This window comes from Streptomyces sp. NPDC088194 (genome assembly GCF_040702025.1).
Classification (GTDB): domain Bacteria; phylum Actinomycetota; class Actinomycetes; order Streptomycetales; family Streptomycetaceae; genus Actinacidiphila.
In genome coordinates this window covers 59,149-84,053 of sequence record NZ_JBFBIV010000006.1, presented here as the reverse complement: position 1 = coordinate 84,053, position 24,905 = coordinate 59,149, and the positions used below count along the sequence as shown (strand labels likewise).

The 24,905-nt window shown below is 73.5% G+C and carries 24 protein-coding genes and 1 riboswitch; of the genes, 15 read left to right on the top strand and 9 right to left on the bottom strand.

Translation table 11 applies throughout. The features are described 5' to 3' along the window. Window positions 1–53: 53 nt before the first annotated feature. A complete protein-coding gene (locus AB0399_RS04730) occupies window positions 54–452 on the top strand; it encodes an RNA-binding S4 domain-containing protein (protein ID WP_329362689.1) in 399 nt (132 codons plus the stop codon). Between the two features lie 48 nt (window positions 453–500). Here AB0399_RS04730 and AB0399_RS04725 read toward each other — a convergent pair whose 3' ends face one another. Further along, window positions 501–908, bottom strand: coding sequence for a VOC family protein (locus tag AB0399_RS04725; RefSeq protein WP_329362687.1), 408 nt, complete (start codon window positions 906–908; stop codon window positions 501–503). A 242-nt stretch (window positions 909–1,150) separates the two neighbouring features. Here AB0399_RS04725 and AB0399_RS04720 point away from each other — a divergent pair, with 242 nt between their 5' ends. Both AB0399_RS04720 and AB0399_RS04715 read left to right on the top strand, forming a co-directional pair. Continuing rightward, window positions 1,151–1,585 carry a MarR family winged helix-turn-helix transcriptional regulator gene (locus AB0399_RS04720; RefSeq protein ID WP_329362685.1) on the top strand — a complete coding sequence of 145 codons (435 nt, stop codon included), beginning with the start codon at window positions 1,151–1,153 and terminating at the stop codon, window positions 1,583–1,585. Window positions 1,586–1,631: 46 nt separating this feature from the next. Beyond that, the gene (locus AB0399_RS04715; RefSeq protein WP_329362683.1) at window positions 1,632–2,819 is read left to right on the top strand and encodes an acetyl-CoA C-acyltransferase; all 1,188 of its coding nucleotides are present in this window, start codon (window positions 1,632–1,634) and stop codon (window positions 2,817–2,819) included. Window positions 2,820–2,898: 79 nt separating this feature from the next. Here AB0399_RS04715 and AB0399_RS04710 read toward each other — a convergent pair whose 3' ends face one another. Next, window positions 2,899–3,978: a glycoside hydrolase family 11 protein gene (locus AB0399_RS04710; RefSeq protein ID WP_366410222.1), complete on the bottom strand. Its 1,080-nt coding sequence runs from the start codon at window positions 3,976–3,978 to the stop codon at window positions 2,899–2,901. A 576-nt stretch (window positions 3,979–4,554) separates the two neighbouring features. Between AB0399_RS04710 and AB0399_RS04705 the strand changes: the two genes are divergently transcribed. After that, window positions 4,555–5,424 (top strand): metallophosphoesterase, encoded by an 870-nt coding sequence (locus AB0399_RS04705; RefSeq protein ID WP_366410221.1) that lies wholly within the window; start codon window positions 4,555–4,557, stop codon window positions 5,422–5,424. Beyond that, window positions 5,421–6,125, top strand: a complete 705-nt coding sequence (locus AB0399_RS04700; RefSeq protein ID WP_329362677.1) for a 4'-phosphopantetheinyl transferase superfamily protein — start codon at window positions 5,421–5,423, stop codon at window positions 6,123–6,125. The genes AB0399_RS04705 and AB0399_RS04700 overlap by 4 nt, the downstream gene beginning before the upstream one ends. Before the next feature lie 52 nt (window positions 6,126–6,177). Here the strand turns inward: AB0399_RS04700 and AB0399_RS04695 are convergent, their stop codons facing one another. Beyond that, window positions 6,178–7,227: a LacI family DNA-binding transcriptional regulator gene (locus AB0399_RS04695; RefSeq protein WP_329362675.1), complete on the bottom strand. Its 1,050-nt coding sequence runs from the start codon at window positions 7,225–7,227 to the stop codon at window positions 6,178–6,180. 315 nt (window positions 7,228–7,542) lie between these two features. On the opposite strand from AB0399_RS04695, the gene AB0399_RS04690 reads away from it, so the two are divergent. Beyond that, entirely contained in the window at window positions 7,543–8,835 is a 1,293-nt protein-coding gene (locus tag AB0399_RS04690) for an alpha-L-fucosidase (protein WP_366410220.1), read from the top strand. A 201-nt stretch (window positions 8,836–9,036) separates the two neighbouring features. Further along, entirely contained in the window at window positions 9,037–10,224 is a 1,188-nt protein-coding gene (locus tag AB0399_RS04685; RefSeq protein ID WP_366410219.1) for an ROK family transcriptional regulator, read from the top strand. Between the two features lie 72 nt (window positions 10,225–10,296). Here AB0399_RS04685 and AB0399_RS04680 read toward each other — a convergent pair whose 3' ends face one another. Further along, complete coding sequence (locus AB0399_RS04680) at window positions 10,297–10,818, bottom strand: YceI family protein (RefSeq protein ID WP_366410218.1); 522 nt, start codon at window positions 10,816–10,818, stop codon at window positions 10,297–10,299. A gap of 120 nt (window positions 10,819–10,938) precedes the next feature. Between AB0399_RS04680 and AB0399_RS04675 the strand changes: the two genes are divergently transcribed. After that, window positions 10,939–11,472: a MarR family winged helix-turn-helix transcriptional regulator gene (locus tag AB0399_RS04675; protein WP_328471990.1), complete on the top strand. Its 534-nt coding sequence runs from the start codon at window positions 10,939–10,941 to the stop codon at window positions 11,470–11,472. A gap of 62 nt (window positions 11,473–11,534) precedes the next feature. Continuing rightward, window positions 11,535–12,134, top strand: coding sequence for a hypothetical protein (locus tag AB0399_RS04670; RefSeq protein WP_366410217.1), 600 nt, complete (start codon window positions 11,535–11,537; stop codon window positions 12,132–12,134). A gap of 70 nt (window positions 12,135–12,204) precedes the next feature. Here AB0399_RS04670 and AB0399_RS04665 read toward each other — a convergent pair whose 3' ends face one another. The 4 genes from AB0399_RS04665 to AB0399_RS04650 all read right to left on the bottom strand — a co-directional run bounded on the left by AB0399_RS04665 (window position 12,205) and on the right by AB0399_RS04650 (window position 16,634). After that, window positions 12,205–13,140: a DUF6227 family protein gene (locus AB0399_RS04665; RefSeq protein ID WP_366410216.1), complete on the bottom strand. Its 936-nt coding sequence runs from the start codon at window positions 13,138–13,140 to the stop codon at window positions 12,205–12,207. 143 nt (window positions 13,141–13,283) lie between these two features. Continuing rightward, complete coding sequence (locus AB0399_RS04660; protein WP_366410215.1) at window positions 13,284–13,958, bottom strand: ThuA domain-containing protein; 675 nt, start codon at window positions 13,956–13,958, stop codon at window positions 13,284–13,286. 256 nt (window positions 13,959–14,214) lie between these two features. Beyond that, window positions 14,215–15,525, bottom strand: coding sequence for an AraC family transcriptional regulator ligand-binding domain-containing protein (locus tag AB0399_RS04655; protein WP_366410214.1), 1,311 nt, complete (start codon window positions 15,523–15,525; stop codon window positions 14,215–14,217). 374 nt (window positions 15,526–15,899) lie between these two features. Then, a complete protein-coding gene (locus AB0399_RS04650; protein ID WP_329362656.1) occupies window positions 15,900–16,634 on the bottom strand; it encodes a TetR family transcriptional regulator in 735 nt (244 codons plus the stop codon). A gap of 103 nt (window positions 16,635–16,737) precedes the next feature. On the opposite strand from AB0399_RS04650, the gene AB0399_RS04645 reads away from it, so the two are divergent. Then, window positions 16,738–16,890, top strand: a complete 153-nt coding sequence (locus AB0399_RS04645; RefSeq protein ID WP_328472002.1) for a hypothetical protein — start codon at window positions 16,738–16,740, stop codon at window positions 16,888–16,890. Window positions 16,891–17,018: 128 nt separating this feature from the next. Then, window positions 17,019–17,309, top strand: a complete 291-nt coding sequence (locus AB0399_RS04640; protein WP_366410271.1) for a DUF4190 domain-containing protein — start codon at window positions 17,019–17,021, stop codon at window positions 17,307–17,309. A gap of 136 nt (window positions 17,310–17,445) precedes the next feature. Here AB0399_RS04640 and AB0399_RS04635 read toward each other — a convergent pair whose 3' ends face one another. After that, window positions 17,446–18,927: a glycine hydroxymethyltransferase gene (locus AB0399_RS04635; protein ID WP_329362653.1), complete on the bottom strand. Its 1,482-nt coding sequence runs from the start codon at window positions 18,925–18,927 to the stop codon at window positions 17,446–17,448. Window positions 18,928–18,953: 26 nt separating this feature from the next. Then, a riboswitch (ZMP/ZTP riboswitch) is annotated at window positions 18,954–19,044 on the bottom strand. A gap of 150 nt (window positions 19,045–19,194) precedes the next feature. Between AB0399_RS04635 and AB0399_RS04630 the strand changes: the two genes are divergently transcribed. The 4 genes from AB0399_RS04630 (at window position 19,195) to AB0399_RS04615 (ending at window position 24,759) form a co-directional block, all read left to right on the top strand. Further along, window positions 19,195–20,205 carry an enoyl-CoA hydratase/isomerase family protein gene (locus AB0399_RS04630; protein WP_366410213.1) on the top strand — a complete coding sequence of 337 codons (1,011 nt, stop codon included), beginning with the start codon at window positions 19,195–19,197 and terminating at the stop codon, window positions 20,203–20,205. 244 nt (window positions 20,206–20,449) lie between these two features. Further along, a complete protein-coding gene (locus AB0399_RS04625; RefSeq protein WP_366410212.1) occupies window positions 20,450–21,190 on the top strand; it encodes a class I SAM-dependent methyltransferase in 741 nt (246 codons plus the stop codon). Window positions 21,191–21,365: 175 nt separating this feature from the next. Continuing rightward, window positions 21,366–22,433, top strand: coding sequence for a LacI family DNA-binding transcriptional regulator (locus AB0399_RS04620; protein ID WP_329362647.1), 1,068 nt, complete (start codon window positions 21,366–21,368; stop codon window positions 22,431–22,433). A gap of 415 nt (window positions 22,434–22,848) precedes the next feature. Further along, entirely contained in the window at window positions 22,849–24,759 is a 1,911-nt protein-coding gene (locus AB0399_RS04615) for a ricin-type beta-trefoil lectin domain protein (protein ID WP_366410211.1), read from the top strand. Window positions 24,760–24,905 lie beyond the last annotated feature (146 nt).

The following is a 24,905-nucleotide window of genomic DNA, read 5'->3' as shown; positions in this document are numbered from 1 at the left end:
CCATCCGGCCGATGCCGTGAAAACCGCTGGACGCCCGCCGTAGGCTTCATCCCATGGCGGCAGAACACGAGCAGCTCGGCGGCACCGTCCGCGTCGACTCCTGGATCTGGTGCGTACGGCTCACCAAGAGCCGGTCGCAGGCGGCCACCGCCTGCCGGGCCGGCCACGTCAAGGTCAACGGCGAGCGGGTCAAACCCGCGCAGGCGGTCAAGGTCGGCGACGAGGTGCGGCTGGTGCACGCCGGCCGCGAGCGCGTCGTGGTCATCTCCCGCCTGCTCGCCAAGCGGGTCGGCGCCCCCGTCGCCGTCGAGGCGTACGTCGACAACAGCCCGCCCCCGCCGCCGCGCACCGACGCGCTCGCCCTCGGCGTACGCGACCGCGGCGCCGGCCGCCCCACCAAGCGCGACCGCCGCGAACTGGAACGCCTGCACGGCCGCCGCCCCCGCGACTGACCGTCCCACGCATCGACGGCCCGGCCGGCGGCGACCTCCGTCGAGGGGTCAGTAGGACTGGAACTCCAGCAGGTTGCCGTCCGGGTCGCGCAGGTGGGCGGTGCGCGTGGTGGGGCCCCATTCGGGGCGGGCGGTCGGGGGAGCGACCGGGGTGCCGCCGTGGCGCAGCGCCAAGTCGTACGCGGCCGTCACATCGGGCACGCGGCTGACCAGCATCGCCCGGTCCTGGGCGGCGGGGGGCGAGGCGGGCAGGGAACCGGTGCCGGCGACCTCGGCCATGGCGGCGCGGTCGAAGAGCATCAGCAGCCCCTCGGTGCCGACGTCCCAGCTCGCGTACGGCCCGTCCGGACCACCCCGGGTGAGGGTGGCGCCGAGCAGGGCGGGCAGCACGTGGTCGTAGAAGCGGAACGTGGCTCCGAAGTCGCCGACGAGCAGGCGCGGGTGGAGGGCGTCCATGGTGGGCTCCGGGGTGACGGGTGACGGGTGACGGGTGATGTGCGATGGGCGGCGCGAGCCGATTAGTGGGTGCGCACCCATGATGGGGCGAGTTAGTGGGTGCGCACCCATGATGGGGCGAGCCTAGCGCAGGTGAAGGGGCGCCACCCATCGTGGGACCCGCCTTTCATGGGTGCCCACCCATCAACGGCTCGCCCCATCAATGGCCCCACCCATCATGGGTCACCGCCTACACTGCCGGAATGGACCCCCGCACGCCCCCCAGCCTCGCCGAACTCACCACCTACCTCCTGTCGAAAACCGGCAAGGAGGCCCGCTCCCGCCTCGCCGAACGCCTCGCCGAGGAAGGGCTGCGGCTGTGGCACATGGCGGTCCTCGCCGCCCTCGCCGACTTCGGCCCGCACGCCCAGCGCGACCTCGCCGCCCGCGTGGCCATCGACGCCAGCGACATCGTGAAGGTCGTCGACGACCTGGCCGAGGCCGGCTACGCGGAGCGGGCCCGCGACTCCGTCGACCGCCGCCGGGTGAACGTCGCCATCACCCCCAAGGGCCGCACCGCCCTGAAGCGGCTGCGCCTGAAGGCCGCCGTCGTGCAGGACGAGATCCTCGCCCCGCTGGACGGCGACGAGTGCGATCAGCTGCACGCGCTGCTCAGCCGGGTGTACGACGGGCTGTGACTCGGCATAAACTCACACTGCTAGTTTCTCGCCCGAGGAGTCCGCGATGCGCCCAGTCCACTTCGCCGCCGCCCGCCGCACCCCGATCGGACGGCTCCGCGGTGCGCTCGCCACGGTCCGGCCGGACGACCTCGCGGCCACCGCGATCCGCGGCCTGCTGGACGGCGTTCCCGCGCTCGACCCGGCCCGGATCGACGACGTGTACTGGGGCGCCGCCAACCAGGCCGGCGAGGACAACCGCAACGTGGCCCGGATGGCCGTGCTGCTCGCCGGCCTGCCCGACACCGTGCCCGGCGCGACCGTCAACCGGCTGTGCGCCTCCGGCATGGAGGCCGTCACCTCCGCCGCTCGCATGATCGCCGCCGGCGAGGCGGACATCGTGCTGGCCGGCGGCTCGGAGTCCATGAGTCGCGCGCCCTTCGTCCTGGCCCGCCCCGACGAGGCCCTGCCCCGCGCCCTCCAGACCCACGACACCCGCCTCGGCTGGCGCCTGACCAACCCGCGGATGCCGGAACTGCACGGCGTGCTGGCGATGGGCGAGACCGCCGAGGAGGTCGCGGAGCGGTACGGCGTCAGCCGCGCCGACCAGGACGCCTTCGCGCTGCGCAGCCACCGCAACGCGGCCGAGGCCCGAAAGAACGGCCTGTTCGACGCGGAGATCCTGCCCGTCGCCCGCCCCGACGGCGTGGTCGTCAGCCAGGACGAGAGCATCCGCGAGGACACCACGGCCGAACGCCTCGCCGCCCTCAAGCCCGTCTTCCGCGCCGACGGCACCGTCACCGCGGGCAACGCCTCGCCGATGAACGACGGCGCCGCCGCGCTCCTGCTGGTCAGCGAGGACGCGCTCGCCGACCTCGGAGTGGAGTCCCTGGGCCGCTACGCCGCGGGCGCGAGCGCCGGAGTGCACCCCGACGTCATGGGGATCGGCCCCGTCCCGGCCACCCGGCGCGCGCTGGCCCGGCTCGGCCGCGGTATCGACTCCGTCGAAGAGGCCGAGTTCAACGAGGCGTTCGCCGCCCAGGCGCTCGCCTCGGTACGGGAACTCGGCATCGACCCCGACCTGGTCAACCCCACCGGCGGCGCCATCGCGCTCGGCCACCCGCTCGGCTGTTCCGGCGCCCGTATCCTCACCACCCTCCTGCACCGGATGCGCCGTACCGGCGCGGCGCGCGGTCTGGCCACGATGTGCGTGGGCGTCGGCCAGGGCTCCGCCGTCCTGGTCGACCGGGCCTGACGCACGCCACCCGCGAGCGGGCGCACCGCGCCACAGGGGTGTGGCGCGGTGCGCTGCTGGGGAGTTCGGGTCGGGGCGGTCAGGACGCGCTGCACGAGACGGACGGCCAGGTCCATGTCCCGTTGGTCTGGATCGTGACGCCCCAGTTGCTGCCGTTGCCGTTGGGGGTGGCGGTGAGTACCTGGCTGCTGGGGTAGGCGGCCGAGATGTTCCAGGTCGCGATGATCTTCTCGGGGGAGGGGACGTTCATGGTGACCGTCCAGTTGGCGGCGCCGCTCACCGTGACATTGAGGTTGTACCGGTCGCTCCACTGCTCGCCCGCGGACAGGGTCGCGGTGCAACCGGTGCCCCCGCCGCCGCCCGTGGTGCCGCCGGTGGTCGAACCGCCCGTCGTGGAGCCGCCGGTGGTGCCCCCCGTGGTGCTGCCCGTGGTGCCGCCGCCGCTGCCGCCCACCGTGATGTTGGAGTTCCCGCTGCTCTGGTAGCCCTCGGTCGCGAGGATCTGGTAGTTGAAGGTGCCGAGGTTCATGCCGTCGCGGGCCCACGCGTCGAAGTGGTTGCCCGCGGTGATGGTGCCGCCGGTCCGCTTGGACTGCCGGACGCTCCAGTACTGGTTGAAGGTCGCGGTGCCCTCGATGGAGGGGGCGTTGGTGCGTGTCGTCTCGTAGATGTCGTACGTGCCGCCGTCGCTGGTGACCGTGCCCTTGTAGGTGCCGGTGGGCCGGTAGGTGCCCCAGTTGTCCACGATGTAGTACTCGACGAGCGGGTTCGTGGTCCAGCCGTACAGCGACAGGTAGGCGTTGCCGGACGGGTTGAAGCTGCCCGAGTAGCTCACGTTCTGCCGGGAGCCGGTGCTCCAGCCCTTGCCGGCGACGAAGTTCCCGACGTTGCTCCACGAGGTGCTGTAGTTGCCGCCGGAGCCCAGGTCCATCGAGACCGACCCGCCGCCGTCGGTCCAGAACGAGTAGTAGTAGCCGTTGTTGGTGCCGGTCTGGCTGGTCGTGATGATCGTGTCGGCGTTGGCGGTGCCCGGCAGGATCAGCGCCGCAACGGCGACCAGGACGACGGCGCAGGCGCCGCCGATGAGCAGTCTGAGGCGACCGGGCAGGTCGAGCCGCGCGCGGACGCGGCTCGCGGGGCGTGCGGGTGTGTCGTTCATGTGCGTGCTTCCTCCTGGTGAAGGCGGGTGGGGGGCCGGGCAGCGTGGAACGACCTTGCGGGCTGTCGGTGTTCGGGCGTGACGGCGACCGCGCGTCGGCTCGTACGACGCGGCCGGGACCGACCGGTCGCCGTCGTAGGGACGGCGACCGGAGGACCGGGCCGTGGGGGTGGCCCGGGTCGACGTCGGTGGAGACCTGTCGACGGCGAACAGTGTTGGTCGGGCCAGTCGGGCTGTCAACACTTTCGGCATGAACGACGAAAGAGTCGCCGTCGATTCGCGCTGCCGAAAAGGGAGTTGGCCCCAGGTCAACTGCCCTTGCGGGCGAGGCTTGTTCGGCCGCGATCCGAGGTGATCCAGAATCTTCGATGCGGTTCGCGGGTCGATATCAGCGAAAGTTTCGACCTGGTGACCGATCATGCTGTACGGCGTGTGAGCGGGCGAGCGCGCGGAGGTGGCGGTCCGTCACCCGTACGGGCACGGGCCCCGTCACCACCGCGGCGGCGCGGACCGGAAAACACCGGCACACGGGCGAAGTCGGCCCGCGGGCGGGAAGCGTCTGGGAGGATCGGAACCGTGCAGACATCGACCGCCGGCGCCCCGCACCTCCTCGCGATCAGCGACCTGCACGTCGGCTACGAAGCCAACCGCGACATCGTGGAGAAGATGCGGCCCGGCGGCGAGGACGACTGGCTGATCGTGGCCGGCGACGTCGCCGAGCAGGTCGAGGACATCCTGTGGGCGCTGCGCACCCTCAAGGAGAACTTCGGCACCGTCATCTGGCTGCCCGGCAACCACGAGTTGTGGACCCCGCCCAAGGACCCGGTGACCCTGCGCGGCGAGGCCCGCTACCGGCACCTGGTCGAGGAGATCCGCCGGCTGGGCATCGTCACGCCCGAAGACCCGTACCCGGTCTGGGAGAGCGCCACGGGCCCCGTCGCGGTCTGCCCGATGTTCCTGCTCTACGACTACACCTGGCGCGACGGCACCCCCGGCGCCACCACCAAGAAGGCCGCGCTCGACCACTCCAGCGAGCTGGGCGTGGTCTGCACCGACGAGATGCTGCTGCACCCCGACCCGCTGCCCGGCATCGACGACTGGTGCCGTGCCCGCGTCGCCACGACCGCCGACCGCCTGTCGGCCCTCGACCCCGAACTGCCCACGGTCCTCGCCAACCACTGGCCGCTGCACCGCGATCCCACCAGGGTGCTGCGCTACCCGTCGTTCGCGCTGTGGTGCGGCACCGAACTCACCGAGGACTGGCACGTCCGCTTCCGCGCCACCGAGGTCGTCTACGGCCACCTGCACATCCCGCGCATCACCTACCGCGACGGCATCCGCTTCACCGAGGCGTCGCTCGGGTACCCGCGCGAATGGGGCGCGCGCGACGCCGGCCCGCTCGGGCCGCGCCGCATCCTCGCCGGCCGCCCGGGGGCCGGGCGATGATCGAGCACCTGCTCCCCGCCGCGGTCCGCACCCGGGCCGCCTACGGCGACGAACTCGACCGCGTCCCGCTCCACCCCGAGGAGGAGCCCGCCGTCGCCCGGGCCGTGCCCAAACGCCGGGCCGAACACGCCGCCGGGCGCGCCTGCGCGCGGGAGGCGCTCGCCGCGCTCGGCCTGCCCGCCGGCCCGATCCCGCGCGACAACGCCGACCGCGGCGCCCCCGTCTGGCCCAAGGGCGTCGTCGGCAGCATCACGCACTGCGAGGGATACCGGGCCGCCGCCGTGGCCCACGCCGCCGACATCCTCGCGCTCGGCATCGACGCCGAGCCCGACGGCCCGCTGCCCGACGGCGTCCTCGACGTCATCCACTCCACCCCCGAAGAGCGCGCGGCGCTCGCGGAGTTGACCGCCGCGAAGCCCGAAATGCACTGGGGGCGGCTGCTGTTCAGTGCCAAGGAGACCGTCTACAAGGCGTGGTATCCGTACCACCACCGCATGCTCGGCTTCGAGGAGGCCGAACTCCTGCTGGCCCAGGACCAGTCCGCGTCCGGTCCGGCCCGCGGCACCTTCACCGCCCGCGTCCTCGTGCCCGGCCCGCTCCTCGCCGACGGGGTCGGCCCGGCCCTCTTCACCGGCCGCTGGATCGCGCACGCCGGCCTCGTCGCCACCGTCATCGCGATCCCGGCCCCCTCGGAGAGCTGAGCGGCGCCGGCGCGGACGTTCGGGCGGAGGGGCGGGGGTCAGGCGTCAGGCGTCAGGCGGAGTGGCGGCGGACCAGGGTGGTCTTGAAGATCACCGAACGGAGCTGCTGGGCCGGGTCGTCGATCAGTGCGAGCAGCAACCGGGCCATCTCCGCGGCCATGTCCTCCACCGGCTGCCGCACGGTGGTCAGCAGCGGGCGGGAGGCGGTCGCCGCGCTGCTGTCGTCGAAGCCGACGACGGCGATGTCCTCCGGCACCCGGCGGCCCAGCTCGCGCAGGGCGAGCAGCGCGCCCTGCGCCATCAGGTCGTTGGCGACGAACACGCCGTCGGTGTCGGGGTGTTCGGACAGCAGCGTGCGCATCGCCGCCTCGCCGCCCTCCTGCGTGAAGTCGCCCTCGATGTCGGGCGCGTACGGGTGGCCGTGCTCGGCCATCGCGTCGCGGAACCCGGCCAGCCGGTCCCGGCCGGCCGGTGAGTCGTACGGGCCGGCGATGGTGGCGATCCGGGTGCGGCCCAGGGACACCAGGTGCTCGACGGCCAGTTTGACGCCCGCCTGCTGCGCGATGTCCACGAAGCTGATCGGCACCCGGGTGGTGGGGCGGGCGAACAGCACCGTCGGCAGCCCCGCCTCGGTGAGCAGGAACGGCAGCGGGTCCTCGGGCGCTATCGACACCAGCACCACGCCGTCGATGTGCTGCTGGCGCAGGTTGTCGACGAGTTCGCGCCGCACGTCGTCGGAGTCGGCGAGCATCAGCACCGGGTGCACGCCGCGCGGCCGCAGCACCGTCAGCAGGCCGCCGACGATCCGGCCGAAGAACGCGTCGCTGAACACCCGTGCCATGAAAGGGTCGTCGGCCGGGTGCTCGGGGACCGAGAAGACCAGTGCGACCGAGTCGGTGCGACGGGTCACCAGGGTGCGGGCCGCGCGGTTCGGCACGTAGCCGGTCTGGGCCACCGCCTCCTGTACCACCTTCTGGATCTCCGGGTCGACGTTCCGCGTGCCGTTGACCACCCGGGACACCGTCGCCCGCGACACCCCCGCGGACCGCGCGACGTCTTCGAGGGTGGGCAGGCGCGGACGGCCCGGACGGCTGGTGGTCATACCTGCCTTTATACCACGACGGGAGAGCGCTCTCCCGTTGCCCCTGGGCGGCGACAACCCGCAGATGGGACGGGGTGCGGCGGCCCCCCGCCGACTGCTGAGCCCCGCTCCGGGCCGCAGGCCCTGGGCCCGCGGTGCCGTATTCGTGCTGCTGTCGTGCCGCGTTCTTGCGGTCTTCCTGCCTCCTTTCCGCCGCCTTCCTGCTGCCTTTCTGCGGCCTCCGACGCCGCCTTCCTGCGGCCTCGCACCTGCGGGGATTGATCGGCGGGGCCGGCGGACTTAGGGTCGAGGCCGTCCGGTCACACCTCCGATGTATTGGAGCGGTTGCGGCTCATGCCCATGCAGCCCTGGTTCCCCGACGCCAAGCTCGGCATCTTCGTGCACTACGGCGTCTACGCGGTCGACGGCGTCCCCGAGTCATGGGCGTTCTACGACGGCCGGGTCAGCCACGAGCAGTACCTGGGCCAGCTCGGCAGGTTCACCGCGTCCCGGTACGAACCGGACACCTGGGCGCGGCTGTTCGTCCGCGCGGGCGCGCGGTACGCGGTGCTCACCGCCCGCCACCACGACGGTGTCGCGCTGTGGGACACCGGGCAGCGGGGCCTGTCGGTGGCGCGCGACACCCCGGCCGGCCGCGACCTGATCGGCGGATACGCCGACGCGCTGCGCGCGCACGGCCTGCGCGTCGGGCTCTACTACTCGCACTCGGACTGGTCGCACCCGGACTACCCGACCGTCCGCCACCCGTCGCCGCCGGCCGAGATCCCGGTCAACGACAACCGCTTCAGCGCCCCCGCACCGGGCGCGGAGGACCCCGCCGCGTGGCGCCGCTACTTGGCCTACCGCAACGCGCAGGTAGCGGAGTTGACCACCCGCTACCGCCCCGACCTGCTCTGGTTCGACGGCGAGTGGGAGCGGTCCGCCGAGCAGTGGGGCATCGACGCGCTCGCCGACGAGATCCTCGCGGCCACCCCGGATGTGGTGCTCAACTCCCGCATGCTGCACCGCGGCGACTACGCCACGCCCGAGCAGGGTGTCCCGCTGCAAGCGCCGGACGGCCCCTGGGAGTTGTGCCTGACGGTCAATGACTCCTGGGGCTACCAGCCGCACGACCACCGGCAGAAGTCGGTCGGCCAGCTCGTCCGCTACCTCGCCGAGACGGTCGGTGCCGGCGGCAACCTGCTGCTCGACGTCGGCCCGCGTGAGGACGGCACGATCACCCCCGAGCAGATCGCCCGCCTGGAGGGCCTGGGCGAGTGGGTCTCGCGGCACGCGGACGCGGTGTACGGCACGGTGGCCGGACTGCCGCCGGGCCACCACTACGGCCCCAGCACCCTTTCCGCCGACCGCCGGACCCTCTACCTGACCTGTTTCGACCCGCCGCGCGAGACGGTGTCGGTGCGCGGCCTGCGCAATGCGGTGCGCCGGGCCACCGTGCTGGGCACCGGGACCGAGCTGGGCCACCACGTCACCGGCGGGCTGCACGACGTGCCCGGCGTGCTGTGGATCGACGCTCCCGCGCCGGGTGACGTCGACCCGTACGCGACGGTGCTGGCGCTGGAGTTGGACGGCGAGCTCGACCTGTACCGGGGGACCGGCCGGGACTGAACCCCGGGTTCGCCGCCTGCCGCCGGGACGGGGGTGAGGCATCCGATGTCTGCCGGGCCGCAGGCGCGGTGACGGCTGCCGCTCGCTCCCCGCCGGCCCGATGGAGAGCGCTCACCGGGGGACCGGGAGAGCGCTTCCCCCCTGGTGGCGGCCGACCCCCGATCTGGCACGATGTGCCGGGTACGGCGACAGGGGGGCCCGGTGAAGCGCGATGTGGGGCGGACGACGAGGGATCTGCGCCGGCACAACCGCACGTCCGTCCTGACCAGGCTCTACCTGAACGGCCCGGCCAGCCGGTTCGACCTGGCGCGGGTCACCGGGCTCAGCGCGGCGACGGTGAGCAACGTGGTCACCGACCTGCTCGGCGACGGCCTGGTGGCGGAGGCCGGGCTGCTGGACTCCGACGGCGGCCGCCCGGCCGCTCTGCTGGCGGTCGAGCCGGGATACGCCCAGGTGGTCGGCGTGGACATCGGCGAGACGCATGTCGAGGTCGGCCTCTTCGACTGGACCCTCGACACGCTGGCGACCGCCACCCACCCGATGGACGGCGGCCGTTCGGACCCCGTGCTGCTCGCCGCGTCGGTGCTCGCGGGCATCGCGGAGGTCACCGCCGAGGCAGGGGTCGATCCGGCCGGGCTGCTCGGTGTCGGCGTCGGCGTGCCCGGCGCGGTACTGCCCGGCGGGCTCGTGCACGCGCCGACCCTCGGCTGGTCCGGCGTGCCTTTCGGCGACCTGCTCGGCCCGCACCTCGCCGCCCCGCTGCACCTGGACAACTGCGCCCGCACCCTCGGCCAGGCCGAGATGTGGCGCGGCGCGGGCCGGGGCGCGGAGCGGGCGATCGTCGCGCTGCTCGCGGTCGGCGTCGGTGCCGCGGTGGCGACGGGCTCACCCGGTGGCGTCACCAGCGTGACCAGCGAGTGGGGCCACACCGTGGTGGAGAAGGACGGCGCGGCCTGCCGGTGCGGGTCGCGCGGCTGTCTGGAGGCGTACGTCGGCGCCGAGGCGATCCTCGCGTACTACGAACAGCGGCCCGGGGCGGTGGAGTTGGGAGGGGGCGACACCGAGGGGCGGCTGGCCGCGCTGATCGCCGCCGCCCGCACGCCCGGTGCCGCCGCGGACACGGTGCGCCGGGCCGCGGAGTACCTCGGCGTGGGCATCGCCAACCTGGTGAACCTGCTCGGTCCTGACCGGGTGATCCTCTCCGGCTGGGTGAGCGCCGCGATGGGCCCCGTGATGCTGCCCGTGGTGCGGGAGGTGATGGACCGTCATGTGCTCGGCTACCTCGCCGGTGGGACCGTGGTCGAACTCGGCCGGCTCGGTCAGGAGGCGGTCGCCCTCGGCGCGGCCACCCTCCCGGTGCACGAACTCCTCACCGCCGGCGGGAGTTGACCCGAGGGCGCGCGAGAGAGCCCGCCGGGCGGATCGGGTGCACCGTACGGGGGACCGCCCGAGGGCGCGCGCTCAGCTCTCGCGGCGGTAGTGCGCGGTGACGACGACCGTGGACGGGCTGAGCAGCATGCCGAGTTGGTTCCAGGTGATGCCGAACTCCGCCCGGTCCACGGGGAGATCGGCTTCCAGGGTGGCCTCCTGGGGCGAGGCGAGGGTGACCCGGGCGGGGAAGGCGATCGGGCGGGAGACGCCGCGGACCGCGAGGTCGCCGGTGACCTGGACCTCGCCGGAGCCGTCCGCGGGGGCCGTGACGGAGCCCGCGGTGAAGACGATCGTCGGGTGCTCGTCGACGGCGAAGAAGTCGGCGGAGCGCAGGTGGGTGTCGCGCTTGCCGTTGCCGGTGTCGAGGGAGGCGGCGTCGATGGTGAGGGTGCCGCGCCCGGTGCCGTCGGGCGCGACCTCGCCCTCGCCGCTGACGGTGCCGAAGGTGCCCTTCACCGTCAGCAGCCCCCAGAACGTCTTGCTGCGGAAGCCGACGGAGGAGCGCGCGGGGTCCAGCACCCAGCGTCCGGCTTCGGCGGTGGTCTGCGACATGGTGTCGTCCTCTCCGGGCGCGGGCGGGCCGGATCGACCCCTCGGGCTGATGGAACGCTCAATACGTTACCAGTAATTAGCTAACCAGCGAGATGATAGCTCGAAGGCTATCCTGGAGCCATGGTGGTGGAACCCGTACGGAGCAACGCGGCGCAAGCGTGCCCCGACGCCGACGAACTGGCCCTGCTGAAGCGGTGGCACGCCCTCCAGTCGGGCGTGCGACGGCTGACCGACGACATGCTCGCCGACGTCGAGGCCGAGCAGGGGCTGGCGCCGAGCTCCTTCCAGGCGCTGATGTTCCTGGTCACCGCGCCCGGTCAGGCCGCGCCCATGAACCAGCTCTCCGCCGCGCTCGGCTTCTCCACCGCCGGCACCACCAAGCTCGTCGACCGGCTCGCCGACGCCGGACTTGTCGAGCGCCGCCCCTCCGACGCCGACCGCCGGGTGGTCTACACCGCGCTGACCTCGGCCGGCGCCGAGTCCGTGCTCGCCGCCTCCCGCTCGCTCGCGCGGACCCTGCGGGCCCGGGTCGTCGCGCCACTCGGCGAGGACGTCTTCCACGCGCTGTCGGAGGCCGTGGGCTCCCTCGACCCGTTCGGTACGGCGCCGGGCACGCCGCCGAACGGATCACCCGCGGTCCCGTCCTGCCCGTGATCCGCTCGTCGCCGTTCGCGGCGGGGCCCCGTCGGGCACACGCGTCGGGCACAGTGGACGACATGGTTCACGAGGTCCCGTCCCTGCACGACCACCACGTGCGTCACCTGCGCCGGATGTTCCTCGCCGTCGTCACCGGCAGCTTCCTCTTCCTGATCCCGTGGATCGGCTACCTCTCGGCCAGCCTGCCCACCCACCACGAGGTCGACCAGTGGCGCTTCGCCTGGGTCGGCTTCGACGGCGCGCTGATCGTGGCGATCGGCATCACCGCGCTGTGCGCGTGGCGGCGGTTGCAGATCTTCATCCCGTGGGCGCTGGTCACCGCCGCGCTGCTGTGCTGCGACGCCTGGTTCGACATCGTGCTGGACTGGAACAGCGACGAGCTGACCGGCGCGATCATCACGGCGGTGGTCGCCGAACTCCCGCTCGCCGCCCTGCTGGTGTACGTCGCCCGGAAGATGATCCGGCTGACCGTGCTCGTCGCCTGGCGCCGGGCCGGCCGCACCGGCAACGTGCCTCCGCTCTCCCGGCTGACCCTGGTCAGGTTCGCCGCCGAGGACGAGCACGACCGGATCTGCGAGTACGGCCACGACCACACGTCCCCGGAGGCCGCCGCCCACCCCGAACCGGACAGCCGTCCCGAGCGCGGCGGCGACGGCTGAGGCAGGCACGGGCCGCCACGGCGGGCGGCAGGAGGCGTACGGCTCCTGCCACCCGGCCGAACCGGTCAGGTCAGCCCGCCTCGATCCGGCGGACCGCCGTGTCCAGTGCCGCGTCGCGCGAGGCGTAGACCTCGCACACCGGGCTCCCGTTCGGGGTGCGGGTGTGGTCGATCTCCCACAGGCTCAACTCGGTGCCGTCGAGCAGGAGGAACGCGTGCTCGTACAGCGACCAGGTCACCGTGCGGCCGGCGACGAGCGTGCTGCGGCGGGTCACGATGCCGATGGTGTGGGCGATGGCCGCGTGCAGCCGCCGATGGACCTCCTCACCCGGCGGGTTGGCGTTCGACGCGCGGCGCAGCAGGCGGCGGGCGTGCTCGGGTGAGTCGGCCTCGGTGTAGGCGCGGTGGCAGCCGTGCGGCTCGGGCAGCGGCGGCAGGGGGAGCGGCGCCGACCGCGCCGGGTCGCCCAGGACGTCCACGTCGTCGAGCCCGCCCGGACCCGCCGCGCCGCCCGGACCGGCCCCGCCCGCCTCACCGTCCAGGTCCGCGAGCCCGCCGATTCCGGCGACGCCGCCGACTCCGCCGAGGTCGGCCGCTGCCGGATCGCTGCCGCCGTCCGGGCCGGTCCACGGCGGCGGCCGGCCGAACGCCGTGTCGGCCTCCCACTCGGCGAGTGCGAGTTCGCCCCGGTCGGTGAAGACCGCGTACCGGAGTTCGCCGCCCGGCCCGGTGTTGTGCTCCAGTTCCCACACCAGCCGCACCCCGCCGTCCGGCAGCAGGAAGCTGTGCCGGTAGGTGCGCCGGTCGATCGGCCGCGGCGGCCCCTTGGCGTGGCGGCACGACTGGAGACCGCAGTAGTGCATCAGCGCGCTGTGCACCTCGGCCAGGTGGCGCGCGGCCTGCGCGCCGTTCTCGGCGCGGGCCAGTAACCGTGCGAGCTGCTCGGTGGGCCGGCCGCCCACCCGTTCGATGTCCGTCTCCACCGCCCTCGCAGGTTCAGCGTCCATACGGCCCTCCCGACTCCCCGGCGCCGTCACTCTCCTGCCGCCACTCAGCGTAGTAGCGCCGTCGCCCGTGGCGGATACGAAAGGCCGTAATTACGGGCGTGTACGCCAGAACGCGCGCCCCCGGTGGGCGATCGGGATGAGACTCACTCCGCCGTTCCCGCGCACCACAGCAGCGCGCCGTCGAGATGGCGGCGGAAGTCCGGGTCGGCGTAGGCGGATTCGAGGTGGCCGAGCGCGGTGTAGAACACCCTTCCCTCGCCCACCCGGTGGCACCACACCAGCGGATGGACGGCGCCCATCGTGCCGCCCTCGTAGCTGTCCTCGTCGGCGGACGCGAGCACCCGCACGCCCCGACCGGCCGGTCCCGCGCGGAAGTCGTACCACTCGTCGGTCCAGCGCCAGGTGGCCGGGAGGTGCGCGGTCGCGGGGTGCGTACGGTCGTGCACGAGCACGTCGGCCGGCTGGACCCGCGGATGCCCGTCGAAGCGCGCGCCCAGCAACTCGCCGTAGTACGGCCAGTCGTACTCCGCGCAGGTCGCCGCGTGGATGCCGAGGAAGCCTCCGCCGCCCGTCACGAAGTCGCGCAGCGCGGCCCGGGCCCGGTCGTGCAGGACCTCGCCGGTGGGGGAGAGGAACACCACCGCCGCGCAGCCCGCGAGCGCGTCGGGCCGCAGGTCGTCCGGGTCCTCGGTGTGGCGGGCGGGCATGCCGTGCCGGCCGGCGAGTTCCGCGAGCGCGGCGGCGCCCGCCGTGATCGAGGCGTGCCGGTATCCGGCGGTCGCACTGAAGACCAGTACGGCGCCGGTGCCGACGGTCACTGCTCGGCTCGCCGGCAGGGCGGTCGGAGCGCTGACGGTGGTGGAGGCGCGTTCTGCCGGTCGGACGGGACGTGTTCCGAGGGGAGCGGGCGCGGTCCCGCCGGACTTGACGGGCCGGCGCCAGGGTACGGGCTGCCGCAGCGCGCGCACGTCGGGTCCGCGGTCTCCCGGAAGGCCCCGCACTCCTCGCACACCCGGTCCGACCAGCAGACCGGGTCGCCGCCTTCGCTGTACTGGGCTCGCTCGGTTCCGTCGGTCACGCCGTGCCCGCCTCCTGTGGTGTGCCGGACCGCTCGCCGGTCCCGTCGCCGTCGGTGCTGTGGTCGCCGGTGTCGTGGTCGCCGCCGCGGCCGGTGCTGCCGTCGGTGCGTGCGCCCTCGCCGCGGTTGTCCGCGTCCCAGCGGTTCATCGCGCGCCGGAGCGAGCGCGACTCGGCGAAGCCCAGCCGCACCGCGCGCTGAGCGGAGCCCGCGCTCCCGTGCCGGAGTGACTGCTCGCGCCGTACCGCGTCCAGTTCGGCCCGCCAGGTGGTGCCGGAGTCGCCGAGCCTGCGTTGCAGGGTACGCGTGCTGATCGCGAGGCGCCGCGCGGCATCCGCCAACGAGGGCCGTCCGTTGGGCAGTTGCTCGGCGATCACTTCGCGCAGTCCGGGTACGGCGACCGATCGCGGTATCCGCGGTGCCGGCATCTCGGCCGCGGCGCGCAGCATGATCGCGGCCAGCGCGGGATCGGCGGTGTCCAACCGCCTTTCCAGGTCCTGCCGGTGCAGCGTGATCGCGTCGGCCGTCGCGCCGAACTCCAACCGGGCGTTCCCGAAAGCCTCCTGGTGCGGGGCCTGCCTGAGGGGCGCCCGATGGGCGAACTCCACCCGGACCGGGGAGAGTTCACGACCGGTCGAGTGCCGCAGCTGCCTGGTCAGCACCGCGAGCGCGAACTCCGCGACCACCCAGCGCAGTTCGTCGTCGCCGTGCCGTGCGGCGTAGCCGATGGTCACCTCGTCGTCGGACTCGTCGATGGTCAGCAGGGAGTTGCTGCTGATCAGGTGGATGTGGGCCGCGCCGCGGGCCAGGCCCTCGCCGACGGTCGGCGCGGAGGTCATCAGGTAGTCGAACACGTCGAGCAGGCCGGGCCGGTAGCCGGCCGCGGCCAGCAGCCCGGCGTCGACCCGCCCGGTGCGCGCCAGCACCGCGCCCCACAGCCGGTAGGTGCGCGTGGACGGGGCACGCGTGGTCTCCGGCTGGCCGAGTATGTGCGGCAGCCCGGCGGCGCGTACCAACTGTTCGGCCTCGCGCGGGTTGTTCGCGGTGGCCGTCGCGATCAGGCGGGGCACCACGACGGAGTCGGTGAGCGGGGCCCCCGCCAGCGAGGCGGGGACGGACGTGCGGGCCGTACCGCCGTACGGGCCCTGCGCGTTGTCCCCACCGCCTTCGCCCTGCCCGCCGCGTCGTCCGTCGTACTTCTGGTGTGCGGGCCCCTGGTGTACGGGCGGGCACGGGCACGGGGTCACGCCGGGGTGCGGGTGCGGGTGCGAGGTGGGCAGGTCGGTTATGGGCGCTGCTGGCGGCATACCGGAACTCCGGCGGTCGGCGGTCGTCCTGGGCGTCCCGCGGCGGTCCGCCGGGGACGTGCCAGCAGCCTACGCGCGATCTGGCGCGTTTCGACCATCAGGTGGCGCGTTCCGTCCTCCCGCCGGGACGGGGGTCCGACCCATGATCGGTGGACGGCGTCCCGGGATGCCGTGTGTGCCCGAGGGGGGCGCAGGCCCGCGGGGGAGAGCCGGTGCGGGTGCGGACCGTGTCCGTACCGACTCCAAAAGGCCCTGTCCGCCCCCCCTCGCGCCCGCCCCGTGAGGCTCGGGGCCGTGCTGTCCTGTCGCACGGTCCCGTACTCCACTGACGGGCCCGCCGGCCTCCCGCGTCCGCGCGCGACGCCGCCCCCGGGTCAGTCCGGTTCCGGGTCGAGCCAGTGCCGCCGGCCCACGCTGATGATCCGCATCCGCAGCCGGGCCGCGTGCATGATCCGCCGCCGCACGGCGGTGTCGTCGCGCGGCGCCTCCAGGAGTTCCGCGGCGGTCATCACCATGTGGTCGACGTAGAGCCCGGCGAGCACGTGCAGTTCGGCCCGGGACCAGCCGGCCGACGAGGGCTGCGCGGCCAGGCCGGCGGCCACCTCGTCGGTGAACCGGCCGAGTTCGGCCGCGATGGCCTCCCGTACGGTCCGCACGCCGCCGTGCCGCTCGCGCGCGATGAAGCGGATGTGCGGGCGGTGCTCGTCGACGTAGGCCGCGGTGATCGCGACGGTGCGCTCGATCAGGACATCGGGCACCGAACCGTCGGCGCCGTCGGCGAGCACCGCGCGGACCATGTCGTGCAGGCTGCCCAGCGCCTCGTCGACCAGGGCGACCCCGAGGCCGGCCATGTCGGGGAAGTGGCGGTAGAACGCGGCGGGGGAGACGCCCACCTCCCGGGTCAGCTCGCGCAGTCCGAGGCTGCTGAGGTTCTGGTGCTCCAGCAGGCGCAGGCCCGCGTCGAGCAGCGCCTGCCGGGTCTGCTGCTTCTGGGCCTGGCGGATGCCCGGTTGGTGCCCCTCGGCGGACGGCTGCGCGGCAACGCCCGCCTGCTCCGCCCGAGTTGCCCGGGCCGCCCCGGTCCCGGGGGCGTCGGAAGTGTGACTCATGTCATTCAGTAAACAACCGTTCTCCGACTTTGGCCACCGTACACTGGAGAAGTCAGTGAACAACTGTCATCTGAAATCTCGACTCGCTGGAGGTGCAGCAGACATGAGCCTCGTCGTCCTCCTGCTGGGGATGGGCATCCTGATGGGTGCCGCCGCCCACACCTCGCTCACGGTCTTCACCGTGCTCGCCGCCGCCATCGCGGCCTGGCTGCTCGGTTTCGCCGTCCGCGAGGGTGTCGCCCGCCGCCACCGCTGAGCGGGCCGCCCGTCCGGCGCCGCCCGATCGGCGGACCGGAAGAACCCACCGTTTCCGAGAGGAACACCGTGAACACCGCAGCGCACCCGGTCGACGCCGGCTCCTCGGCCGCGCGCACGACCACCGCGATCCGCACCGCCCCGGCGGCATCCGCGGCCTCCGAGTCCTCCGCCGTCTCCCGCAACGTCCGTGACGCCGACGGGATGGCCGTCGCGTCCTTCCTGCTCGGCCTGCCCGGCCTGCTGGTGATGAACGTCGTGCTCGGCCCGGCCGCCGTCGTCCTCGCGCTCGTCGCCTTCGCCCGCGGCACCCGCCGCCGCGGCCGCGCGGCCCTCGGTCTGGCGCTCGGCGTGGCCGACCTGGCCGTCATGGTCGCGGTCACCATCGCCAACCACGGCGTGATCTGGTCCTTCACCTGATCCGTCACCCGGGCACCCGGGCAGTCCGGCCCGTCCGGCGCTCGGTTCGCCCGATCTGCCCGGGCACATGGATCGGCCCGCCCCTCGTACGCGCGACGACGTACGAGGGGCGGGCCGATCCGGTTCGGCGGGCCGGTCAGCTCAGGTCGATGCCCGGGTAGAGCGGGAAACCGGCGAGCAGGTCGGCGGAGCGGGCGGCGACCTGCTCGGCGACGGCCGGGTCCAGCACGTAGTTGGCCTTCGACGTCCCGCCCTTCGCCGCCGCGGCGGGGGTCGTGGCCGCCAGCACCGTGTCGATGAGGCCGGCGATCTCGTCCATCTCCGGCGCGCCCAGGCCCCGGGTGGTCAGCGCGGGGGTGCCGATGCGGATGCCGGAGGTGTACCAGGCGCCGTTCGGGTCCTGCGGCACCGAGTTGCGGTTGGTGACGATGCCCGCGTCCAGCAGTGCCGCCTCCGCCTGACGGCCCGTCAGGCCGTAGGAGGAGACGTCGATCAGCGCCAGGTGGTTGTCGGTGCCGCCGGTGACCAGCGTCGCGCCGCGCCGCATCAGGCCCTCGGCGAGGGAGCGGGCGTTGTCCACCACGGCGTGCGCGTACGTGCCGAACTCCGGCCGGGCCGCCTCCGCCAGCGCCACCGCCTTGGCCGCCATCACGTGCGGCAGCGGGCCGCCGAGCACCATCGGGCAGCCCCGGTCCACGTGCTCGGCGAGCGCGTCGTCGCACAGCACCATGCCGCCGCGCGGGCCGCGCAGCGACTTGTGGGTGGTGGTGGTGACGATGTTCGCGTGCGGCACCGGGTCGAAGTCGCCGGTCAGCACCTTGCCCGCGACCAGGCCGGCGAAGTGCGCCATGTCCACCATCAGCGTGGCGCCGACCTCGTCGGCGATCTCGCGCATGATGCGGAAGTTGACCAGCCGCGGGTAGGCGGAGTAGCCCGCGACCAGGATCAGCGGCCGGAACTCGCGGGCCGCGGCGCGCAGCGCGTCGTAGTCCACCAGGCCGGTCCGCGGGTCGGTGCCGTAGCTGCGCTGCTCGAACATCTTGCCCGAGATGTTCGGGCGGAAGCCGTGCGTGAGGTGGCCGCCCGCGTCCAGGGACATGCCGAGCATCCGCTGGTTGCCGAAGTCGGCGCGCAGCCGGGCCCAGTCCTGCTCGGTCAGGTCGTTGACCTGGCGGACGCCGGCCTTGTCCAGCGCCGGGCGCTCCACCCGCTGCGAGAGCACCGCCCAGAACGCGACGAGGTTCGCGTCGATCCCGGAGTGCGGCTGAACGTAGGCGTGCGCGGCGCCGAAGACGTTGCGGGCGTGCTCGGCGGCGAGCGCCTCGACGGTGTCCACGTTGCGGCAGCCCGCGTAGAAGCGGCGGCCGACGGTGCCCTCCGCGTACTTGTCGCTGAACCAGTTGCCCATCGCCAGCAGCACCGCGGGCGAGGCGTAGTTCTCGCTCGCGATCAGCTTGAGCATCTCGCGCTGGTCGGCGACCTCCGCGGCGATCGCGTCCGCGACCCGCGGCTCGACGCCCCGGATCACCTCAAGGGCGCTGCGGAACGCGGTGGACTCGACGGACTGGCGGGACTGCGGAGTGTGCGGGGACTGCTGGGTGACAGACGGTTCGGCCATGGCGGGGTCCTCCGGAGATTCGGCAACGGGGTGGCCCAGGCGCACGGCACTTCTGTTTCGCGCGAGCCGCTTCCCGATGGTTGCACCCATCCCAGCACGCCAGTCACGGCTCCCGGGCAGCGTATCAACCCGCCCGACCCGCCGCGTACTGTCGGTTCCGGGATCACCCGCCGGCCGGGCCCGGGTACCTGCCGGTCCTCCCGCGGGGAGCCGCGCGGGAGCCCGCGCCGGCCAGGGGCGCCGTAGGCACGACGTTGGGAGCGGTACATGGGCAGGGCAGAGACCTCGGCTACGGTGCGCGGCGCGGTCACCGCCTCAGGCGTGGGGGTCCTGGAACTCGACCGCCCGGGTGCGCTGAACGCGCTGGACCTGGAGATGGCCCGCGCGATCGACACGACGCTGCGCGGATGGCGGCAGGACCCCGTGGTCCGTTCGGTGCTGGTGCGCAGCACCTCCCCGAAGGCGTTCTGCGCCGGCGGCGACATCCTGGCGATGCGCGCCGCGGGCCTGCGCGGCGACGACGCGGCGGTCCGCACGTACTTCAGCACGGAGTACACCCTGAACGCGCTGGTCGCCCAGTTCCCGAAGCCGTACACCGCGCTGGTCGACGGGTACGCGATGGGCGGCGGGCTGGGCATCTCGGTGCACGGCTCGGCGATGGTGGTCACCGAGCGGGCGGTGCTGGCGATGCCGGAGACGGCGATCGGGTTCTTCCCGGACATCGGCGCGACCTACTTCCTGCCCCGGCTGCCGGGCGCCGTCGGCTGGTACCTCGGGTTGACGGGCGTACGGATCTCGGGCGCCGCCGCGGTCGAGTGCGGCCTGGCCACGCACTACGTTCCCGCCGCCGACCTGCCCGCGCTGGAGGAGGCGCTGACGGGCGCGGACGGCGGCGCCCCGGACGCGGTGCTGGAACGGTTCGCCGTGGCCGCGCCGCCCTCCGAACTCGCCGGGCACCGCGCGGCGATCGAGCGCTGCTTCTCCGCCCCGGACCTGGCGGAGCTGCGGGACCGGCTCACCGCGCAGACCGGTGCCGGGGACGCCGCGGACCGGGCGTGGGCCGAGGACACCCTCGCGGTGCTGGACCGGGCCAGCCCGATGAGCCTGGAGCTGACCTTCGGGCTGCTGCGCGCGGGCGCCGGCGCGAGCCTGGCGGAGTGCCTGGCCCTGGAGCTGGAGAGCGCCTGCCGCACCGCCCGCGAGCCCGACTTCCACGAAGGGGTGCGCGCCGCGCTGGTGGACAAGGACCGTAGCCCCGTCTGGGCGCCGCGCCCGTAGCCGGGCGGAACCCGCGCCCGTACCCGGTGCCACGCACAAACGGCACCCCGCACCCGGCGCCCTGCGCCCGTATCCCGCACCCCGCCCGCACGCCGTTCCGGGGGTCGGCGCGCCCCGAGCGCTGACCATTATATGAGACGCCGGTATCACCATGCGGTCAGTGCGGCGTACTGTGGCGGTCGAGGTGATCACCGGACCGCCGCCGTCGGGCGGCCGGCCGTGGTCGCGTGATGATTGGAGCGCCATGCCCCGGGAATGGGATGCCAGGACGTACGACTCCCTGCCGCTGCCGCACCTCGGCTGGGGGCGGCGCACGCTCGCCCGGCTGCCGCTGCGCGGCGACGAGCGGGTGCTGGACGCGGGGTGCGGTACCGGGCGCGACACGGAAGGGCTGCTGGACCGGCTGCCGGACGGCCGGGTGGTCGCCATGGACGGTTCCGCCCGCATGCTGGACCAGTTGCGCGAGCGGCTGGCCGGACGCCTGGACCGGGTGGAGGTCGTGCTCGCCGACCTGACGAAGCCGCTGCCCTTCGACGGCGAGGTGGACGCGGTCTTCAGCGTCGCGACCTTCCACTGGGTCGAGGACCACTCCGCGCTCTTCGCGTCGCTCGCCGAGCGGATGCGGCCCGGAGCCCGCCTGGTCAGCGACTGCGGCGGCCGCGGCAACATCGCCGCGGTGAACGCGGCCGTCGCCGACGTCACCGGCACCGCCTCCGACACCTGGGAGTTCGCGGGCGTGGACGACACCCGCGAGCGGCTGGCCGCCGCCGGGTTCACCGACATCGACGTCCGGCTGCGCCCCGACCCGGCCAGGTTCGAGCGCGGCGAGCAGTTGGAGTCCTTCCTCGCGACCGTCATCCTCGGCCCTCGGCTGGACGCCATGGCCGACGCCGACCACGAGCCCTTCGTCCAGGCGGTCGCCGCGCGGCTGGCCGAACCCGTCGCGGACTACGTCCGGTTGGAGATCTCGGCCGTACGCGGCTGAACCGGGGCGGGACCGGGGCGGGACCGCGGCGCTCAACCGGTTGAGCCGGCGGCGCCGTCGCGGAGATCCCGCGGCCACGGTGCCAACGCCACTGCCCCGGTTCAGCGTTGTTAAGGTGGGCGGGCCGTATCGCCGCACACGGCCCGCCCGCGGGCCCCGCACCACCCGAGGCCGCATGTCCCCCGTGTCCCCCAAGAAGCGCCCCACCATCGCCGACATCGCCGAGGCGGCAGGTGTTTCGAAGGGCGCGGTGTCCTACGCGCTCAACGGCAAACCGGGCGTCTCGGAGGGAACCCGCGCGCGCATCCTGGAGATCGCCGCCCGGATGGGCTGGCACCCCAGCAGCGCCGCCCGCGCGCTGTCCGACGGCCGGGCCGGCGCGATCGGCCTGGTGGTGGACCGGCCCGCGTGGGTGCTGGGCATCGAACCGTTCTTCATGCGGCTGATCTCCGGTGTCGAGGCCGGCCTGGCCGCCACCGGCACGGCGCTGCTGCTCCAGGTCACCGAGGACGCCGGCGCCGAGGAGGAGGCGTACCGGCGCTGGTGGGGCGAGCGGCGGGTGGACGGCGTGCTCCTGGTGGACCTGCGCGAACCCGATCCGCGCCCCGCGCTGCTCGCCGAACTCGGCCTGCCCGCCCTGGCGGTGGGCCACGCGGGCCGGGTGCCGGGGGTGCCGTCGGTCTGGATCGACGACGCCGTCGCCGTCCGGGAGACCCTCGCCTACCTCGCGGCTCTGGGGCACCGCGAGATCGCCCGGGTGGCCGGGCCGCCGCACTTCGTGCACACCCGCGAGCGCGGCGAGGCGTTCGAGGCCGCCGCGGAGGAGCTGGGACTCGGCGGCGTCACCTGCGTCTACACCGACTACTCCGGGGAGGACGGCGCGCGGGCGACCCGGCGGCTGCTGTCGGCCGCGGAACGGCCCACCGCCATCGTCTACGACAACGACGTGATGGCCGTCGCCGCGCTCGGCGTCACCCAGGAGATGGGGGTGTCGGTGCCGGGCGAGCTGTCCCTCGTCGCCTGGGACGACAGCGAGTTGTGCCGCCTGGTGCACCCCGCGCTGACCGCGGTGAGCCGCCGCGTGCCGGAGTACGGCCACCGCGCCGCGCAGGTCCTGCTCGCACACGTACGGGGGGAGCGGGTGGCGGACGTCCTGCTCGAACCGCCGGTGCTGGTCCCGCGCGGGAGCACCGCCCCGGCCCGCCCCGCCGAACGCCCGCTGCGGGCGCGCCGCCCGGCATAGACGCCGCCCGGCCCCAGTCGCTCGGCCCGGCCCGGACGCCGCCGGGCCCGGACACGCCGGGCCCGGACACGCCCGGCCCGGACACCGCCCGGCCCAGTCCCTCCGCCAGGCCCGGACGCGCCGCTTGGCGCACGCCGCGCGTTTTCCGCGGTCCAGACCAACCTCCCGCAGGTCATCGCCCTGCACCCGGTCAACGCACCGTTGTTTCACCGTGTTTCAGACATCTGAACCGCGTTCGACACCTTGACGGCCTTGTGGAGCGCGAGTTAAATCACGTCGCGATATAAGCCGTGAAACAAGTACGGGAACAAGCGTGTGGGCCCCCTCGCTGCACGGTTGCCCCGGACGGATGGTGCACGGCCCGTAGGACGAAATGTCAGGCCCATGCCATCATTGCCGAGAAAGGCAACGAACCATGAGCGCAGCAACGCGCCCCCGCGCGGGCAGAACCCGTATGCGGCGCACCCTCGTCGGGGTGGTGACGGCGGCCGCGGCGGCCGTCGCCCCCATGCTCGCGATGCCGGCCACCGCGCACGCGGCCGGTGAGAGCGTCCAGGTGTACCTCACCACCACCAACGACTCCGGTGGCCGCAACGTCACGAAGGGCCTGGAGCAGCAGGCCCCGCTGACCTTCGCCGCCGGGACCGGCGGCTCCGGCCAGCAGGTCACGGTGGACGAGGGCACGCAGTACCAGCAGTTCACCGGCGGTGGCGCGTCCTTCACCGACACCGCCGCCTATCTGCTCAACTCCAGCGGCGCCCTGTCGGCATCCACCCGCGACTCGGTGATGCAGAAGCTCTTCGACCCGGTCAACGGGATCGGCCTGGACTTCCTGCGCAACCCGATGGGCGCCTCCGACCTGGCCCGCAACAACTACACGTACGACGACATGCCGGCCGGCCAGACCGACCCGACGCTCGCCCACTTCTCCATCGCCCACGACCAGACGGACGTCCTGCCGCTGACCAAGCAGGCCGAGCAGATCAACCCGGACGTCACGGTGATGGCCACCCCGTGGACCCCGCCGCCGTGGATGAAGGACAACGGCAGCTACGTGCAGGGCTGGCTCCAGTCGCAGTACTACGCGGCCTACGCGCAGTACTTCGTGAAGTACATCCAGGCGTACCAGGCCGCGGGCGTGCCGATCGACTACGTGTCGGTGCAGAACGAGCCGACGGTCGGCGGCGACTACCCGGGCGCGAACTGGAACGGCTCCGGGCTGGCGTACTTCACCAAGAACGACCTGCTGCCCGCGCTGCACACCGCCGGCCTGTCCACGAAGGTGCTCGCGCTGGACTGGAACCCCGACTCGTACGACAGCTTCGCCGCGCCCACCGTGGACGACGAATCCATCCGCGACGACCCCAACTTCGGCGGGATCGCCTGGCACGGCTACGAGGGCAGCACCAGCGAGCAGACCACGATCCACAACCAGTACCCGAACGTGCCGGACTTCGACACCGAGCACTCCGGCGGCACCTGGATCGGCAACCAGCAGAAGGAGGACATGGAGAACCTGATCGACTACACCCGCAACTGGGGCCAGAGCTGGGTCAAGTGGAGCCTGGCGGTCGATCAGAACATGGGCCCGCACAACGGCGGTTGCGGCACCTGCACCGGCCTGGTCACCGTGCACAACGGCGACAGCCGCAGCGGGCAGGTCGACTACACCATCGAGTACTACACGATGGGCCAGCTGACGAAGTTCGTGCGGCCCGGCGCGCACCGGATCAGCTCCGACGACAACTCCACGATCCGCAACGTCGCGTGGAAGAACCCGGACGGCTCCAAGGCCCTGATCGCCTACAACGAGTCGACCTCCGCGCAGCCGGTCACGGTCAACTGGGGCAACGAGCACTTCACTTACACCATGCCCGCGGGCGCCTCGGCGACGTTCACCTGGTCCGGCACCCAGGGCAGCGGCGGCGGCACCAGCCCCGGCCACACCGGCGCGATCACCGGCTACGGCGGCAAGTGCGCCGACGTGGCCGGCGGCAGCTCCGCCAACGGAACCGCGGTGCAGCTCTACGACTGCAACGGCTCCGCCGCCCAGCAGTGGACCGCCTCGGGCAACACTCTCCAGGCGCTGGGCAAGTGCCTGGACGTGACCTCGGCCGGCACCGCCGACGGCAGCCAGACGCAGTTGTACGACTGCAACGGCACGGCGGCCCAGCAGTGGACCAGGGGCCCGGACAACGAGCTGGTGAACACCGGCTCGGGCAAGTGCCTGGACGCCACCGGGCCGAGTTCGGCCAACGGCACCCGATTGCAGATCTGGACCTGCACCGGTGCCGCCAATCAGCAGTGGACGGCGCCCGCCGCCTGATCCGCTGCCCGAAACGGCCGGGTGGTGGACCTCTCACCACCGCCCGGTCGCGCTGAGGGAAGAGCCGCCGGTCCGCGCGTCCCGCGGACCGGCGGCCGGCGCGCGCGCCCGTGTCCGCCCCCGTATCCGCGCTCCGTGTCCGGGTC